Source organism: uncultured Photobacterium sp. (assembly GCF_947502415.1).
Lineage (GTDB): Bacteria > Pseudomonadota > Gammaproteobacteria > Enterobacterales > Vibrionaceae > Photobacterium.
Window position 1 is genome coordinate 172,341 of record NZ_CANMZV010000008.1, and the last position, 17,141, is coordinate 189,481.

14 protein-coding genes and 1 tRNA gene are annotated in these 17,141 nt (G+C 42.6%); 8 read left to right on the plus strand and 7 right to left on the minus strand.

Translation table 11 applies throughout. The features are described 5' to 3' along the window. Positions 1-72 precede the first annotated feature (72 nt). Positions 73-255, plus strand: a complete 183-nt coding sequence (locus Q0852_RS10930; RefSeq protein WP_299018058.1) for an ATPase — start codon at positions 73-75, stop codon at positions 253-255. Positions 256-755: 500 nt separating this feature from the next. Here Q0852_RS10930 and brnQ read toward each other — a convergent pair whose 3' ends face one another. Next, a complete protein-coding gene (brnQ, locus tag Q0852_RS10935; RefSeq protein WP_299018107.1) occupies positions 756-2,048 on the minus strand; it encodes a branched-chain amino acid transport system II carrier protein in 1,293 nt (430 codons plus the stop codon). A 410-nt stretch (positions 2,049-2,458) separates the two neighbouring features. Further along, complete coding sequence (gene yjjG / locus Q0852_RS10940; RefSeq protein ID WP_299018059.1) at positions 2,459-3,133, minus strand: pyrimidine 5'-nucleotidase; 675 nt, start codon at positions 3,131-3,133, stop codon at positions 2,459-2,461. A gap of 243 nt (positions 3,134-3,376) precedes the next feature. Between yjjG and ribA the strand changes: the two genes are divergently transcribed. Beyond that, a complete protein-coding gene (ribA, locus tag Q0852_RS10945; RefSeq protein WP_299018060.1) occupies positions 3,377-4,429 on the plus strand; it encodes a GTP cyclohydrolase II in 1,053 nt (350 codons plus the stop codon). Between the two features lie 99 nt (positions 4,430-4,528). Here ribA and Q0852_RS10950 read toward each other — a convergent pair whose 3' ends face one another. Next, positions 4,529-5,287 (minus strand): ABC transporter substrate-binding protein, encoded by a 759-nt coding sequence (locus Q0852_RS10950; protein ID WP_299018061.1) that lies wholly within the window; start codon positions 5,285-5,287, stop codon positions 4,529-4,531. A gap of 79 nt (positions 5,288-5,366) precedes the next feature. Here Q0852_RS10950 and Q0852_RS10955 point away from each other — a divergent pair, with 79 nt between their 5' ends. Beyond that, positions 5,367-7,832, plus strand: coding sequence for a response regulator (locus Q0852_RS10955; protein WP_299018062.1), 2,466 nt, complete (start codon positions 5,367-5,369; stop codon positions 7,830-7,832). Between the two features lie 81 nt (positions 7,833-7,913). On the opposite strand, the gene Q0852_RS10960 is transcribed toward Q0852_RS10955, so the two are convergent. Both Q0852_RS10960 and Q0852_RS10965 read right to left on the minus strand, forming a co-directional pair. Further along, entirely contained in the window at positions 7,914-8,186 is a 273-nt protein-coding gene (locus Q0852_RS10960; protein WP_299018063.1) for a hypothetical protein, read from the minus strand. A 175-nt stretch (positions 8,187-8,361) separates the two neighbouring features. Continuing rightward, on the minus strand, positions 8,362-9,843 hold the full coding sequence (locus Q0852_RS10965) for an FMN-binding glutamate synthase family protein (protein WP_299018064.1): 1,482 nt from the start codon (positions 9,841-9,843) through the stop codon (positions 8,362-8,364). A 192-nt stretch (positions 9,844-10,035) separates the two neighbouring features. Between Q0852_RS10965 and Q0852_RS10970 the strand changes: the two genes are divergently transcribed. Further along, positions 10,036-11,541: a thymidine phosphorylase family protein gene (locus Q0852_RS10970; protein WP_299018065.1), complete on the plus strand. Its 1,506-nt coding sequence runs from the start codon at positions 10,036-10,038 to the stop codon at positions 11,539-11,541. Further along, positions 11,541-12,467 (plus strand): ribose-phosphate diphosphokinase, encoded by a 927-nt coding sequence (locus tag Q0852_RS10975; protein WP_299018066.1) that lies wholly within the window; start codon positions 11,541-11,543, stop codon positions 12,465-12,467. The genes Q0852_RS10970 and Q0852_RS10975 overlap by 1 nt, the downstream gene beginning before the upstream one ends. A gap of 77 nt (positions 12,468-12,544) precedes the next feature. Here the strand turns inward: Q0852_RS10975 and Q0852_RS10980 are convergent, their stop codons facing one another. Beyond that, positions 12,545-13,450 carry a chemotaxis protein gene (locus Q0852_RS10980; protein ID WP_299018067.1) on the minus strand — a complete coding sequence of 302 codons (906 nt, stop codon included), beginning with the start codon at positions 13,448-13,450 and terminating at the stop codon, positions 12,545-12,547. A 549-nt stretch (positions 13,451-13,999) separates the two neighbouring features. Here Q0852_RS10980 and Q0852_RS10985 point away from each other — a divergent pair. The 3 genes from Q0852_RS10985 to Q0852_RS10995 all read left to right on the plus strand — a co-directional run bounded on the left by Q0852_RS10985 (position 14,000) and on the right by Q0852_RS10995 (position 16,615). Further along, on the plus strand, positions 14,000-15,931 hold the full coding sequence (locus Q0852_RS10985) for a glycosyl hydrolase family 18 protein (protein ID WP_299018068.1): 1,932 nt from the start codon (positions 14,000-14,002) through the stop codon (positions 15,929-15,931). Between the two features lie 195 nt (positions 15,932-16,126). After that, entirely contained in the window at positions 16,127-16,309 is a 183-nt protein-coding gene (locus Q0852_RS10990; protein ID WP_299018069.1) for a hypothetical protein, read from the plus strand. Positions 16,310-16,540: 231 nt separating this feature from the next. Continuing rightward, positions 16,541-16,615 (plus strand) — tRNA-Gly (locus tag Q0852_RS10995). A gap of 209 nt (positions 16,616-16,824) precedes the next feature. Here the strand turns inward: Q0852_RS10995 and Q0852_RS11000 are convergent. After that, entirely contained in the window at positions 16,825-17,037 is a 213-nt protein-coding gene (locus tag Q0852_RS11000) for a helix-turn-helix transcriptional regulator (protein ID WP_039456022.1), read from the minus strand. Positions 17,038-17,141 lie beyond the last annotated feature (104 nt).

Below are 17,141 nucleotides of genomic sequence, written 5' to 3' on the forward strand. Positions count from 1 at the left end.
TCGTGATCAATGTTTCTTGGCGGCTTTGGTGTATACTGACGGCAGTTAACTTGAAAAAGCAAGAGTTATTACATGCTAGAAAATCTTAATATACCGGAAGGTATTGAGAAGGAACCAGAGCTACCGCTTCCTTCGATTGAGGAGCAGCAGCGTATTGTTGCTGAACTAAAGCGTCTGGAAGAAGCCGGGGAGTTAACGCCGGAGATCTTGGCTGCCTTCATGACAGGCAAGAAAAAGCTTGATCAAAATAGCTGATAATTCCAGCTTGGAATGACATATATTTAAACGGTATCTAATATTAGATGCCGTTTTTTATAGTTGTTTCATTCGTTATCATAATATTGTTATACAAAACGCATTTCCATTACTCCCCAAAACAAAATGTGTCAAATCAATGTATTATGGGTGTCAGTAATTTGGCATTTTGAGAAGATAATTGATTAAAGTCTCATTATGGTGTTTTTAAGGGATAACGGATGAAAATACTGTTTGATACAAAAGGAATGAATAACCGCTTCAAAGTGGTAAAGAAAAATCACTATTATTATTTATATGTCCGAAAGCTTGGTTTTTTCTGGATAAGTGATGGCCACGTGTATGATTCAAAACAAGAGGCGACACATGCCATTCCTTTTTGAATTCTGGTTAATGTAGTGACAAGAATGATTAATTGCTTTAAATAAGCTCCCCAATGTATTGCCCTATTGAGGAGCTTTTTTAAAAGATATTGTTAGTTGTTCAGGTTGCTAGGTTGGTTAGCCCATAGCTGGTTGTTGGATTTTAGCTTGTCGGTTTGCCAGAAACAGGCATGTAAGGATCAATGCGCAAGGAGTCAGCCAGCTTAAGTGCTGCTCGAAAAGCGGCAACCACTGTTTCAGCATTTGTTCTGTTGTGGTATCGAGCATCTCTAGGACTGAAAATGTATCGATTGTGCCGAATACTAAAGCGGTGAAAACCAGATATTTCAATCTTATGTTATTGGTGAGTGACAAAGCTGCAGCTAGAACCAAAGCAATGGAAACCGGACATAGGATCAGGATTAAAGGTAAGCTGAATGTGATTAATTGCTCCAGTCCGACATTAGAAATAATAGCCGTAAGGAGGATGGCAATTGTTGCGCCTTTGGCAAACGGGAATTGATAGGTTTTCTTAAAATATTCAGCATTAGCGTTAGTTAGCCCTATCACCGTGGTCAGGCAGGCTGTCAGAGTGATGGATGCCAGCAGTACCTGGCCTAATGGGCCGAGTATGGCTGCTGCATAACGAGTTAGGATAATGCCGCCATTGCTTGCGTCAGCGGAAATAGCTGACGAACTTGCGCCAAGGTAACCCATAGCCAGATAACACGTTGACATTAAAATCACATAGATTAGTGCAACCAGGTAGCTGTAGTAGCTGATTTTCTTTTTTTCGGTAATGCCTTTATCTCTGATCGCTTGAATGATCACCCAGCCAAAAGCGACGGCAGCAATCGCATCCAAAGTCATATAGCCTTCTAGCATACCGTTCACCAGTGGTGTTTGCTGATAGCTTTCACTTGCCATTGAGGTAGAGCCTTGCGGGTTGAGCATAGCAGTGACTACCAGTACACCAAGCATGATAATCAAAGCTGGTGTCATGAATTTCCCGATAATATCGATAATTTTGCCTGGTTTGATGGCAAGTAGCAGGCTCACAGCACAGAAGCAGATTGAAAAGGGCAATAAATAGTTTTCAGTCGTAAAAGGTTTAATACCCATTTCATAGGCAACTGTGACAGCTCGTGGTAGGACAAAAGCAGGGCCTAATGTTGCAAAGACCGTTAGCCAGAAAGAGCGCTCCAGCCATTGTGGTAAAGCACTGGTCAGTGCATTCACTGAAGAAAGACGGCCAAGTACGATAATTGTCAGTGCCGGTAGCCCGACGGCTGAAATAAGAAAACCTGCCATTGCAACCAGCCAGTTGTCACCGGCTTGTTGGGCCATCATTGGGGGAAAAATCAGGTTACCTGCACCTAGGAACAGCGCAAAAGTAGTAAAGCCAATGGCTGTGATATCACTTTTTCTCAACGGATCCACCTTCAACTTAGTTATCAGCTGGGTGGTGAAAAAAGAGAGGGGGGCTCCGTTTTCGCCAGCCATGCTGACGAAAACAAAGTCGTCAGCGTCAGGATACGACGACGACGACAGAGACAAGTGTGCGAGCAGCACAAGTCATTGCTTGTGGGTAATCAAACTGATTTTCAGCGATTGGATTACGCATGCTACACACCGAGAGTTCATTTAATGCTTATTAACATAATGTTAGGATGATTAACTGTAAAGCATTATTTCTCGCTATGTAACAATAAATATCCAGATTAATATGTCACTGTTTTATCCGTGAGTTATAAGATATTGATATCTAGATATATACACGAAAATGGATAAGGCGGGTTACAGAGTTTTTCTGGTGACCCGCAGAATTGGCTGGTTTAAAATTAACCAGTTAACAATGTGTTTAGCTCATTAAGGGAGCTAACTTGGTAGTTAGGGCTGATACCATTTGGTGTTTGGTGACCTTGAGTATTGAGCCAGCAGGTGTGGATTCCGGCATTCATGCCCCCCAAGATATCTGAATGCGGGTTATCACCGACCATAAGAATATCTTTCTTTTCAGGGTATCCCATTTGTTCGAATGCATAATCGAAGATCCCTCTGTCAGGTTTGGCAACACCGACTTGCTCTGAAATGATAAGTGCCGAGAAGTAATCCTGAAAGCCGGTACGTTCTAGCCGAACTTGTTGCAGCTCGGTGAAACCATTCGTGATAATTCCCAGTTCAACCTTATCTTTCAGGTTATGAAGCAACTCTTTGGCACCGGGAAGTGGAGAGCATATATCAGCCATCGCCATCAGAAATGATCTATTAAGTGTTTGGGTAGTAACTTTTAGTTTTTCGGCCCATGATTCAAACCGAATATTTTGAAGTTGTTTGGCGTTGATCACACCGTTCTGGTAATCCTCCCAAAGAGGCTTATTGATTTTCTGGTACTCGATAAAGTCTAGCTGCGTAAAGTCCACATCAAAATGTGAAAACATTAAATTTAGACCTTTGAAAGCATCAAAGTGAAACAAGGTTTCATCGGCATCAAAGAGGATCCATTTATAATTCATTTGCTATCATCCACTGTTAAATCTTTTTCGAGTAAAGAAAATTTCGGCGTATTTTATCTTTTTTCTTTGCATCAATTCCAGAAGAACCTTTCTACTAATTAAGAGGTATATATACCTAATTGGTATAATTGTGTTGAAATATTGTTAACTTAACTATACTTGAGAGTATTTAATTTAAGGCATTGAGTTGAACTCGATAATCGGCAGTTGTTTATATTAATTTGATGCAAAGGAGTGAAATGAATGATTGATGAGATAAAGTTTTACGAGCCTCAAGATAGTCACGGATTTTTATCAAATTTTTCCCCAAGTCCCATAACTCTGAGTAGTGTTGTTTGGCCTACCAGCGAACATTATTATCAGGCGCAAAAGTTTGTTGACCCTGAAATACGGAAACAAATTTTAAATGCGGAAACCCCGACCGAGGCGTTTAACTTAAGTCGTCAATATACAGATAAGGTCAAGGATGACTGGATGGATGTTCGAGAAGCGGTTATGCGTTATATCGTGTTTGAGAAATTCCGTCAAAACAAGCAACTGGCACATTTGCTTGTCAGTACAGGTGAGCGGGTTATCAAAGAACATTCTCATAAAGATCCCTTTTGGGGAGACGGCGGCGACGGCAGTGGTCGCAATGAACTTGGTAAAATCTTGATGGAAGTTCGTGGATACTTTGCTGATAGAGAACCCTATAACTTTGTCCATTTTGTTGAGAGCGCTAAGCTTCCGACTCAATGGGGAACATTCCAGATGTATGGTTTTGTTGAACAGTCGACGGGAAAAGAACATTTGGCGCTGGTCTATGGAGAACTGGATCCGGAGAGCCCGCCATTGATTCGCTTGCATTCAGAGTGCTTAACAGGTGATGCTTTATTCAGTGCTCGTTGTGATTGTGGCTTTCAGCTTTCTCGGGCGATGGAGAATATCGTCAGTGCTGGTAGTGGTGTTTTATTTTATTTGCGCCAGGAAGGCAGAGGAATTGGGCTGATTAATAAAATTCGTGCTTATCACTTGCAGGATCAAGGTGCCGATACTGTAGAAGCCAATGAGCGACTCGGCTTTGCTGCAGATATGCGCGATTATTCTTTTTGTCGTGGAATGCTGAGTTTTCTTGATATCAAGTCTGTCAACTTAATGACAAATAACCCGCGTAAAGTGAGAGCTTTGGAAAATGCCGGAATTAAAATAGAAAAGCGAGTTCCGTTGCAAGAAGGTAATAATCCTCATAATGAAAATTATCTAAAAACGAAAGCCGTTAAGTTAGGTCATATGTTTGATAAGGAATTTATTAAATAGCAATCTTCAATTGGGTGAATTGTTAGTTAAACAGCCATCATTATTGGTGGCTGTTTTTATTTTTTTTACTTGGTTTGATTCGAGCGTATGAAGAATAGCTTAGTGATAGCTGTTGATTATTTGGCTTATTCTACCCGAGGTTTTTAGCTCTTTAAGTTTTGAATTTATAAAATTTTGAATTTCTGAATCCATCTTAGGATCAAAGGCGAGATAAACTGGGTAGTCAGGAATTACTGAACTAAATGGTTGGAGATCAAATTTTGATAGGTCTTCGTTTTTTTTATTCAGGTTATATTTAACTCGTGATTCCATTTCAACGAATGTAGTATCCCCGGGTAATTTTTTTATTACCCGAAATGCAGCACTGTAATCTTTAACTCGTAATTCTTCGACTTGGCCAGAGTTAAAATATGGAGCAAGCTGCGGATAATCAAAACCGTGGAGAACGACCACTACCTTATCAGTCAGATCATCCATCGTTTTGAATGAAAAAGTGTTTTTATGGCTGCTTACTAACACATGTTTCACATTGTAGATAGGTATATCCGATAGGTTCTCAGCCTGGACGCTTCCCCAGCCTGGGCTGCCATAGGTGATCCAGTTGGGTTTACCACCTGCCTCAAGAAGTGAAATCATTCGGTTGAAGGGGTAAGTATGATAGTCCAGTTCATATTGACTGTCTTTAAAAATGGCTCTTACGATATCAGTGACAATGCCGCTATGGTTTCCTGCGTTGTTCTCAATTTGAAATGGAGCTGCTTGTTTGGCAATAACGTAATAGTTGATCGTTTCAGCATTCACAGTAAAGCTTGAGCAAGCTAACGTAAATACTGATGCAATAGAGAAAAATCGCTTCATTTTGTGTCCTTACCTTAACTATCCTGTTTTAAAAGCTATTATTATACTAGTTGAATAAAAATAAGATGCGAGTTTAAGGATGAATAAAGCGTATCAGCAAATTAAGCCAAAACGAAAACTCGGGATAGCAAAGCAATTATTAATCTCAATTTTGTTGATTAGTTCACTATTTACTTTGTTTACAACCTGTCTGAATCTTTATCTTGACTATCAGGAAGACTTGGCAAGTATTGATGAGCGTTTTGTTCAGATTGAAGAAAGTTTCCTTTCAAGTTTGATTTCCAGCCTTTGGGTTGAAGATCGGGAACAGCTATCTGTGCAAGCTGAAGGAATAATGCATTTACCTGGTATTCATTATTTGGAAATCAAGGATAGTGATGGTGTTATTCTACAATTAGGGGCCGAATTACCTAAATATATGCACGAGAAATCGTGGGGTATGGTGTACCGTTCGGCGAATAAAGACTTCAATCTGGCAACATTAACGGTGCAGTCAGATTTATACGTTATTTATCAAGGTTTGCTAGATAAATTTTTGATTTTATTACTAACCCAGTCGGTTCAGATTTTTGTTGTTGCCGTATTCATTATTCTTATTACCTATCGGCTAATTGTTCAACCACTGACTCAGATGTCTATTGCCGTTAATGAGTTTGATGATGATAAAGTACCGAAGCCTGTTTACCTTCGTGAGCGTTGGTTTAATGATGAGTTTTTGACTTTGTCACAACGGTATAACCTTTCGGTTGGCCAGATTCGTGAACATTATAGTCAGCTCGAAGAAGCCCGTGAATTTGCAGAGCAAGCGAACCGGAAGAAAAGTGAGTTTTTGGCCAATATGAGCCATGAAATCCGGACTCCGATGAATGGCATTATTGGGTTGTCTTCATTAATGAAAGAGATGGAGATGCCGGATGATCAAAAAGAGTATGTGAGTATGCTTCATACATCATCCTTATCTCTTTTGGATTTGATTAACGATATTCTCGATTTCTCAAAGATTGAGGCCGGACGGCTTGAGCTTGAACATAATATCTTGAATTTATTCGAGCTGAATAAAGAAGTGGAATCTGTGTTCTTGGTTCGTGCTGCTGAAAAGAGTCTGGCTTTTCAATGTACTATTGATCGCAATATCACACCAATGTTGCTGGGGGATGCAACTAAGCTTCGTCAGGTACTGAATAACCTTGTCAGTAATGCCATTAAATTTACTGAGCGGGGATATGTTCAACTTCATATTCGCCGCGAAAGTGAAGAGCCGCAATCTGTAACTGTCAGGTTTGAAGTCAGTGACAGCGGAATAGGGGTTTCAGAGGACAAGCACGACGCGATTTTTGATAAGTTCCAGCAAGCGGATGGCAGTACTACCAGAAAATACGGTGGAACGGGGCTTGGGTTGTCGATTTGTCGGGAAATTGTTCGCTTAATGGGGGGAGACCTTCAAATTAGCAGTGAGCCAGGAAAAGGCAGTGTATTTTACTTTTCTGTGACACTTGAAAAAAATATCTTACCTGCCGCTGTCGGGGAAGATAAAAAGCTTCTTTCTGAGCTTTCTGTCTTACTTGTTGATGACAGTATGCTTAATATGCGTATTACTTCGGCACAGTTAAGTAACTTCGGTGCTATATCGACATGTTGTGAGGATGCAAGTAGGGCTGCTGATTATTTACTGGAGGCGATCAATCATCGTAAGCCGTTTGATTTGGTGGTGATTGATAAAATTATGCCTGCAATTAATGGTTTTGATTTGGCCAAGCAACTGAAAGTGCAATTTGCAGAGCGTTGCCCCACAATGATGATGATATCGGCGGGGCCGGAGGTCGGTGACGAAGAAAGAGCGAAGAAGGTAGGAATTGGAACTTATCTGGCAAGGCCATATAAAGAGAGTAATTTGAAGTGGTCGGTACAACATGTGCTTCATACTGCTGATATAGAGGAAAAAGAGGTCAGGCTGGATCTTTCGGCGGAGGGTTTTATTGATGAAAAATCATTGATATCGCCAGTTCAGACGATGCCGGAAGCTTATTTCCAGTCGGTTAAGCAATGTTCTCATTATAATGAGCCGGGTTTTGACAATACTGAAAGTGCTCATTTGTCTGATGTGGAAGTGTCTGAGATTGATGGTGAAAAAGCACAGGCTGTAGTTTTAGTTGTAGAAGATACGACAGTAAATCAGAAGGTTGCCCGTATGATGTTAGAAAAGCTTGGCGTTCGGGTGGTAATTGCCGATAATGGCCGCGAGGCAGTATCAAAGTACAGTGATAACCATTTTGATTTGATATTTATGGACTGCCAGATGCCCGTTCTGGATGGCTTTGGCGCAACGCGAGCCATTCGTGATTTGGAAAGTGAAGGGCGGCGGATACCGATAGTTGCACTGACAGCCAATGTTATTAAGGAAGAAAAAGATAAATGTTTTATAGCAGGAATGGATGATTTTGTTTCCAAGCCAGTTAGCCAGAAAATGCTGGCTTTGATGCTTGAAAAATATTTGCCTGTTACGAATACTAAGCTAAATGACTATCTTGCTTTTCAGCGGGATTAAGTTTTCGATTTAGCGGAGATAAAGCGGGAGCGGCTTTAGCGTTGTTCTCCCGTTTTTAAGATCTTCTGGCGGCTTGAAGTTTTAGTGGTTATATAAACCGACAACGACCGTCAAGGTTTCATTAAATGTGTTCTCAGATAAATTCTGGATCACATAATAGTCTGATTTTTTATTTTTTATCGACTGATTTACCAGACGCTGAAAATTGTCGTCAATGTTGCCATTAATCTTGATTGTTTCGACGAGCTTATATTCACCATGTTGCAATTTTGTTGATGGAATTTCTTTTGGTAACGCTAAAGCTTGCGTTGATAGGCCTAAAAGTAGGAAGGTAAAGGTAGCGCGTTTAATCATGGGGTGACCTTTAAGTCGTGTTGCCAGCCAGGGATTTATAATTTGTTTTCATGGCTTGTTTATCTATTTTCACAGAAAGACAAGCGGGCATTAATACTTTGCCATAGTTAGAGATTGAATTGTCAGGCTAGAGTTAAAAAAAGTTTGTTGTTGCGAGCATGATCAAAACTGATGCTTAGCGGTGATTTTCATAGAGCTTTTCCAAAGCAACAGACAAGCCGTTTTCTGTGACGATGCGGATGTGTGATTTGTTGAGCTCTCTGACATTTTTTAGTCCGCAAGAGTGGGCGATAAGGCCGATTCCGTAATGGATATATTTGTTGTAGTTGGCGACACGTTGCATTTTATCTTCAACATTAAGCCCTTGCTGTAATCGTTTGTTGTGGGTAGTGATGCCGGTAGGGCATGTATCCTTGTTACATTGAAGAGCTTGGATACAGCCAAGAGCAAACATGTGACCTCTTGCTGAGACAACAAAATCAGCACCTAATGCTATAGCCCAGGCCACTTTCGATGGAGTAATGAGTTTACCTGACGCTATAATTTTGATTCGATCTTTCAGTTGGCGTTCTTCAAGCATACTAACAACGATCGGCAAGCTCTCTTTTAGTGGTAAGCCGACGTAATCCATCAAAGGCTGCGGTGCTGCTCCTGTTCCACCATCGGCGCTATCGATAGTGATAAAGTCAGGTGCACAGTCATTGCCACGTCGTTCTATTTCTATCAAAAATTGCTCAAACCAATGCATTGAACCAAATACAGCCTTGAAACCAACGGGTTTCCCGGTAACTTGACGAATGAAGACTATTTTGTCCAGTAAGTCACTGATAGTGCGAATATCTTTATGGCCGTTCGGGCTGATAGAGTCTTGTCCTTCTGCTATACCCCTGATCTGCGCAATCTCGGCGGTGACTTTTTTGCCGGGAAGAATACCGCCTTTGCCTGGTTTGGCACCTTGGCTGATTTTAAGCTCAAACATTTTTACTTCAGGGTGGGCTGCGATTTCTCTGAGTTTTTCTTCGCTTAAATTGCCGCTTTTATCGCGTACACCGTATTTAGCTGTTCCAATTTGAAAGACTAAATCTGCCTGTCCTTCTAGATGATAAGGGCTTAGCCCTCCTTCCCCGGTATTCATCCAGCAACCTGCAATATGAGCGCCTCTGGAAAGGGATCTGACGGCTGGCTTGGATATAGCGCCGTAACTCATACCCGAAATATTAAAAATTGAATCAGTGGTATAAGGATAGCGACAACGAGTACCGATAGTGACGGGGGCTGGGGCAACCGCATCCTCTTTTAGGGTGGGAAAAGCACAGTTCATGAACATGATTGTACCTGTAGGATCCAGGCTGCGGGTTGAGCCAAATGCTATGGTGCGGTCGACATTTTTGGCTGCTTTATAGATCCAGCTGCGCTCGGCCCGGTTGAAAGGCATCTCCTCGCGATCCATGGCAAAGAAGTATTGGCGGAAGAACTCCCCTTGTTTTTCAAAGAGGTAACGAAAACGCCCTATAACTGGGTAGTTATGCCGAATGGCTTGTTTGTGCTGTCTGATATCAACGAAATACATGTAGATCACGAGCAGTACAACGAGTCCTACTAGGAAGACAAATAACCCTGACAGGAAGTCGATAGTTAATAGAATAAAATTACCCATGACCCACCCAAATCTTATTTAATAAAAAACTTGAAAGGTTGCTGAGTTAACTGTGCGTTTAGACACAGAGCCGCTCGGCAGAGGCGCAAAAATCAAACCATACTAATATAGATCACTTATAGCATATGAGTGGCTTGTGCATGTGAAGTTAGTGCTCACATTAATAAGAACGGATAATCCAGGGGATGGAGAATGAGCAAACAACATCACTTGATTGCCATGGATATGGGGATTGATACACACCAAGAACCGGTCGTTTATATGCGAAATGATTGCCATATTTGCCGGGCTGAAGGCTTTATGGCGAACTCTCGGGTCGCAATTGAGCTTCGAGGGAGGCTATTGATTGCGACCCTGAACGTTGTTGAGCAGTATGTACTGCCCCGTCATCATATCGGATTTTCTCAGGTTGCGGCAAAGCGACTGGGTATTGTTTATGGCGATAAGGTACAGGTTAAACATGCGCCTGTACTTTTATCTGTCAGTGCCTTACGTAAGAAAATTTATGGTAATGAACTGAATGAAGCTGAAATTCAGTCGATAATTGGAGATATCAATACCCATCGTTATAGTGATATTGAAATCGCCAGCTTTTTAAGTGCTTGTGCTGGGCATCGCCTGAGTTCTTCTGAGATTATTTTTTTGACTCGATCGATGGTGGATTGTGGTAAGCGATTGGAATGGCCGGGCCATGAACAAGTATTTGATAAGCACTGTATTGGTGGTTTGCCAGGTAACCGGACAACTCCTCTGGTTGTGGCCATTGTGAGTGCTGCCGGATTGATTATCCCTAAAACCTCATCACGTTCCATTACTTCCCCTGCGGGTACGGCAGATACGATGGAAACTTTGACCAATATTGAGTTGAGCCTGGATGAAATCCAGACTGTTGTCGCACATACAGGCGCCTGTCTTGTATGGGGGGGAGCCGTGAATTTGAGCCCTGTTGATGAAGTGTTGATCCGAGTGGAACGCGCTCTGGATCTTGATGGTGAAGGGCAGCTTATCGCATCTGTGCTGTCGAAAAAGATTGCTGCTGGCTCGACCCATGTACTGATTGATATCCCTGTAGGTGAAACCGCAAAGGTGAGGACACAGGTGGATGCGAAGCGAATCTCTGCTTTGTTTGTTGAAGTCGGTGCCGCACTGGGTTTAGCTGTACGTTGTATTATTAGTGATGGTAGTCGTCCGGTAGGTAGTGGTATCGGGCCTGTCGAAGAGATTCGCGATGTGCTTGCGGTGTTGCAAAACCATAAAGATGCACCTCAGGATCTGCGACAGCGTGCATTGTTTTTGGCTGCACAATTACTTGATTTTGCCCACGGTAAAGGCGTCGATGAGGCGTTAATTCTCGCGACTTCGGTGCTTGATAGTGGCAGAGCGTGGCAGCAATTCCAGCATATCATTGATAGGCAGGGAGGCCGGAAAGAATTGCTGCAGGCCAAGCATCAGGATATTCAGCATTCTTTGCAAAGTGGTACTTTGTATGATTTGGACAACCGTCGGCTATCGCGGCTTGCTAAACTGGCGGGAGCGCCTGGAGAAGCCTGTGCCGGCCTGCGCTTGCATGTTAATGTCGGCGATAAGGTGAAACAGGGTGATCCTTTATTCACCTTGTTTACCGCTAGCCTGGGTGAGCGGGATTATGCTTTGTCCTATTACCGGGATAATTTCGATATGTTTGAAATAGGAGACTGATGATGAATACAACGTCAGCTGAAGCGGTTTTGTTCGCCCTTGAGCCACATTCTCTTTTTTACAGCCTTTGTAAGAAACTTTCGCTAAATCCCGGGTTTCATAGTTTTCGGCGCTTTCCAGATAACGAGTCCTATTTGCGGATAGAAAACGACGTTAAAGAAAAGCACTGCATTATTTTGGCCGATTTATCCCATCCTGACAGTAAGTGCTTGCACCTGCTTTTTCTTGCTGAAACACTGCGAGATCTCGGTGCGGCGTCTGTTGGGTTGGTTGCACCTTATTTGTGTTACTTACGCCAGGATAAACGTTTTGTCGCAGGGGAAGCGGTGACTTCCCGGATCTTTGCCAGTTTACTCTCGCAGCATATCGACTGGTTGGTAACGGTTGATCCGCATTTGCATCGTTATCACTCTTTGAATGAGGTCTATTCGATACCGTGCCGAGTGGTTCATGGCGCGTCATTGTTGGCGGCGTGGCTGGCCTCTCAGCAGGATATTTTGTTGGTTGGACCTGATGCTGAAAGCGAGCAGTGGGTAGCCAAAGTAGCAGAACAAAGTGGCCACCCTTATGTTATCGGAGAAAAGCAGCGACTCGGTGATCGCGAAGTTGTGGTAACTTTGCCTGAGCTGGATTCATATAAAGTGAGTTCAGCGGTGGTTATAGATGATGTTATTTCCAGCGGACATACTTTGATGCAATGTATAGAAGCTTTGCATCTTCAAGGAATTGAAGATGTTTCATGCGCAGCTATTCATGGTATTTTTGTTGGCGATGCTGAAGAGCGTTTGTTGGAGACAGGGATAAATAAACTGGTAACAACTAACTCGATTTCACACCCTTCGAATGAACTCGACTTGAGTGAAAGTTTAGTGATGCCAATATCTGCAAGTCTTGCCGAACTTAATGAGTTGAAAACCAAAGGATAGTGGTAACGGTAGTTACTCTTGGAATTCAATAAAGATAAGTAAGCCCACGATGACGTGGGCTTGGATAATTTCGAGTGTTATGAAACTTCACTGGTGTTTATCTGTTCTGCTCCTCGCAACATGGCGTGGATCAGCTCATTGGCTTCAAACTTCGTGAGCGCTTCATGGGCTCCGACCTGATGAGCCTGAGATACACTGATTTCACTGGAAAGTGAAGTGTGCAGGATGATATAGGCATGGTTCAGCTTATCGTTATTTTGCACTTCAAAAGCAAGCTCATAGCCGTCTAGTCCCGGCATTTCAATATCACTGACTAAGATATCAAACGGTGCTCCGACATCAGCGGCATGGTCAAGCATATTGAGTGCATCTCGTCCATTTGTCGCGATGAAGTAGGGGATGCTGATACTGTCTAGTGCTTGAGATAGCTGGCGGCGCGCAACGGCTGAGTCATCGACCAGCAGTATTTTCAATGGTCGCAGAATTTCACGCTGAACATCTGTCAGTACCGGGTGGAGGCTATCAGGGTTATCAGGGAAAACTTTAGATAGCAGCAGTTCTACGTCAAGTAGCTGAACAAGCTTGTTTTCAACATTCATGACACCTGTCACAAATACATTTTTACCGAGTGCACTCGGTGGCGCATCGATTTTGTGCCAGTCACACTCCGTGATCTTGTCGATCCCGCGAACTAAGAAACCTACCAGCATTCGGCGGCAGTCAGTAATGATGATGTAGCAGTCTTTGAGTTCGTCTTTTCTGAGAGGCGGATAGCCCACTGCTTTTGCCATATCGATGATGGGAAGGGTGTCCCCACGTAAGTTTGCAGCTCCGAGAACTGTCGGGTGAGAGTGGGGAATTGCCGTTAGTTGTGTGTAGGGAACAATTTCTTTTACTTTCAGCGTTCCGATAGCAAATGATTGCAATGATGTTAGCTGAAATAGCAGCATACCCTGAGATTGATTTGTCGCGGATTTGATCATTTTTCAATCCCTGTTCGCGCGTTATTAAGATTTGGAACTTTTGACCAATATTCTAGCTGTTTATAGGGTTAATAGGAATCAATGGGTAGCTATTTTCAGGTGTTTATTGATCTGAATCTGATGTATATCGTCACTTCTATTTGTAACTGACTATCGTCTATCTAAATGTTTTGTAAATAATCAATAGCAAAAGATATTCTTATTTTAGCTTGTAAACCTTCTTAGTAATGACTAGCTGAATATTATGCAAGCATTGGTCTTTTTGGGATTAATGATTGGCATTTTGCTTCTTGATTACATCTTAATTGCACCTTTGCTTGAAGTGTTATTGAAAAAAGTCAAATAGTTTCGCTAAACAAAAAAAGATAGCTAACACTTAATTCGTGCTTATTGTACAGGCTTTTAGACAGCCAGTTCGTTGGATATCAAGAAGTAGTTTGGATGATATAACTTGGCCATCTCATAAAGTCGGACGCGATAAGTGTACATCGGTAACCGTAGAGAGAAGTGTTACCAGACTTTATTGATAACCGTTACGTGGAGTAAAACATGCAAAAAGGACTGAACCTTAGCACGATAGCTGGTGCTGTAGCCGCTATGTTGATGACAGGGATTGGGAGTACCGCCATGGCGGCTCCGACTCATGATAAGAATGTGATTGGTTACATTACCCAATGGGAAGCATGGAAAGGCCCTAACGAAGGCTTTACTGCAAAGGGGGAAGCTAACCACTTAAACGTAAATATGGATATTTACTCTATCCTGAACTTTTCTTTCTTCGGTGTTGCTAAAGATGGTTCATTGCACAGTGGCGACTTGAGGAACAAGAGCATTTATCAGCCAAATGCTGTCCAGGAGCCCGGTCCTTTATTGCATCCGGATGTTTATTCAAGCTGGGACTTCCATCTTCTTTGGGGGGAGTTGGAGTATATACATCAATTCCCAAGTAATGAATCCTGGAACCAGGAAAATTATTTAAAAGTAAAAGAACAAGGTTTTGTGCCACACGGCAATGGTTGGTTACATGAACCTACAGGCATCACAGGGCAGTTCCCGATTCCACTGAAAAAGGCTGGTGGGGCTCCTGGTCTGATTGATCTTGCCCATTCAAAAGGTGTGAAAGTTATGGCATCGCTCGGTGGTTGGAGTATGTCTAAGCACTTCCCTGAAATGGCGGCCGATCCAACTAAGAAAGCGCGTTTCATGGCTGATCTCGATAAGTTGATGGCTTTAGGGTTTGATGGTATCGATATCGACTGGGAATATCCGGGAACTGGCGGCATGAACTTCAAGGGGAACCCTGAAGATTACGCTAATTTTGAGTTGCTGATGGAAGATATCCGTAAACGGATTGGTCCTAATAAGCTTCTTACTGCGGCATTCTCCGCTTCGACTGCAAAACTGGAAGGGTTTAACTGGTCACGCCTGTCGTCGAGCATGGATTACTTTAATATGATGACTTACGACCTCAATGGTGGTTGGTCTAATGTTGCAGGCCATAATGCGCCGCTTTATCCGTACCCAGAAGAAGAATATGCAGGTCTGAACCTTGATCACCTTCGTAACTGGATGGCAGCTAAAGGTATTCCTTCCAATAAGATCAACTTCGGTGCGGCGTTCTACGGCCGTGGTGTTCAGACAACAGAGGCTCAGGCTTATGTTGGTGCGCCAACGGATAAACGAACGGTGAACTTCAGTGTGGACGGTCCTACAGAGTCAGCTGTTGACCTGGATAACTGGAAAGTATTTGAAGGCCAGCCTAACTATAACTACATCGTTAAAACGCCGGGATGGGAACATAAGTGGGATGCAAACGCAGAAGTTCCTTATGCTATTAAAGGCAAATACTTCCTGAGCTATGATGACGTTCCTGCGATAGAGAAGAAAGCCCAGTACATCGTCGATAATAACCTCGGTGGTGTCATTGTCTGGCAGGTTCATGGGGATATTAAATGTGAAGGTTCAATTGTCAGCCGTGGCCGTATGCTTAAAGAGTGTACGAAGTTAAGCTCACCACTGGCTGAAGCTATTGACCGTGTATTCAGTGCCGGTAACGGTACTGTTCCGAATAATGCGCCTGTTCTGACTGTACCAGCTGCTCAGTCGACTCAGCCTGGTCAGACTATCAGCTTCACTGTTTCTGCTACAGATGCTGATGCCGGTGATAAGTTGTCTTTCAGTGTTACAAATGCAACTGTTGTTGATAATGGTGATGGCACTGCAACGGTAACTTACAAAGCGCCAAACACTGCAACAAATCTGAAAGAAGTCGTAAGCGTTAAGGTGACAGATGGCCGTAAGAGCGTGACAAAAGATGTGGTTGTGAATGTTAACGTTACTAGCACAGGTGAAACAACCTGGGATGCAGGGAAGGTGTATGTCGGCGGTGACGTTGTCACCTTTGGTGGCGTGAAATATAAAGCCAAGTGGTGGACAAAAGGTGACAAGCCTGGTCAAAGTGATGTTTGGCAACAGATCTGATTGATGTCTTAACAGCGATTGAAAATGTACAGCCCTGATTATTGTCAGGGCTGTTTTTCCTTAAATGATGTCATTGAGCAATTTGTATATTGAAGTTACATCCCTATATTCGTTCAATCTTAGGAAAAATACTCATGTGAGCACTATAGTTAATAAGGTAGTTGGTGATTTGGATATTTTCTGAGGTGGGTGAATATGGAACTACGTAATAAATCAGGAGAAATAGCTAAACTCGCGGATAACCTGACCATAAAAGAGATCATTGATATGGGGTTCTCACTGGATATCTGTGACGAGACCTACGACCCGAATGAACATTGGACAGTGAGTGGTAAAACACCTAAGGGTAAAGAAGAAAAAGACTACCCATCAAGCTGAGATTGAGCCGTACAGTTTTTATAACGGGAGCCGGACATTTCCGGCTCTTGTTTTTTGAGCTTGTAGGAATACCTTACAAGATCTTATGTGATTGTTTTTTAAACGTTTGGTTGTTATTTTTGTGATCTCTGTCATATAAGGGAAAGCAGCACTTTATTTTGCTGCCAGATCTGACATTATGAATCCAGTTCGATGCACATCACGTTGGTATTCAATCAACGAATCAAATAAGCGGGCATCGTATAATGGCTATTACCTCAGCCTTCCAAGCTGATGATGCGGGTTCGATTCCCGCTGCCCGCTCCAAGTTTCTTTTCTTGCAATAACAAATCTATCTACTTGAAAATAAAGCGCCTTGTGGCGTGTTTTGGCGTACCTAGCGTTTGGCTGGTAATGGCTGCAAATCTGCATTGTGGCCAACTTGTGACCAGAATGGTGTCCACTGCTCGTTATTTTTATTTAGAAAATTACTGGCTCAGTAAACACCATGAGTCATCAGCTCAACATGAGCAAAACTAATCATTCCCTTCTTTCTGAAACTCGAACAGTTCACCAACAGAAACGTTAAGGTAGTCGCACAATGTATCGATTACTTCTAAATCCACTCTTGTCGCAGTCTCATTATATAGGCGTGTAATCGTTCCTCTGTTGATACCGGTATCACGCGATACGTCAGAGATCTTCAATCGTTTTTCGCCCATCAACTTCGATAAATGACACTTCAACATGTTCTTCTCCTGATAAAAATGTTCTCCTGCAGGTCAAAAATGGTTGCAATAGGTAATTATTGTGATACATTTTAATCTGTAGGAGGTCATTTGGGCCTTTTGTA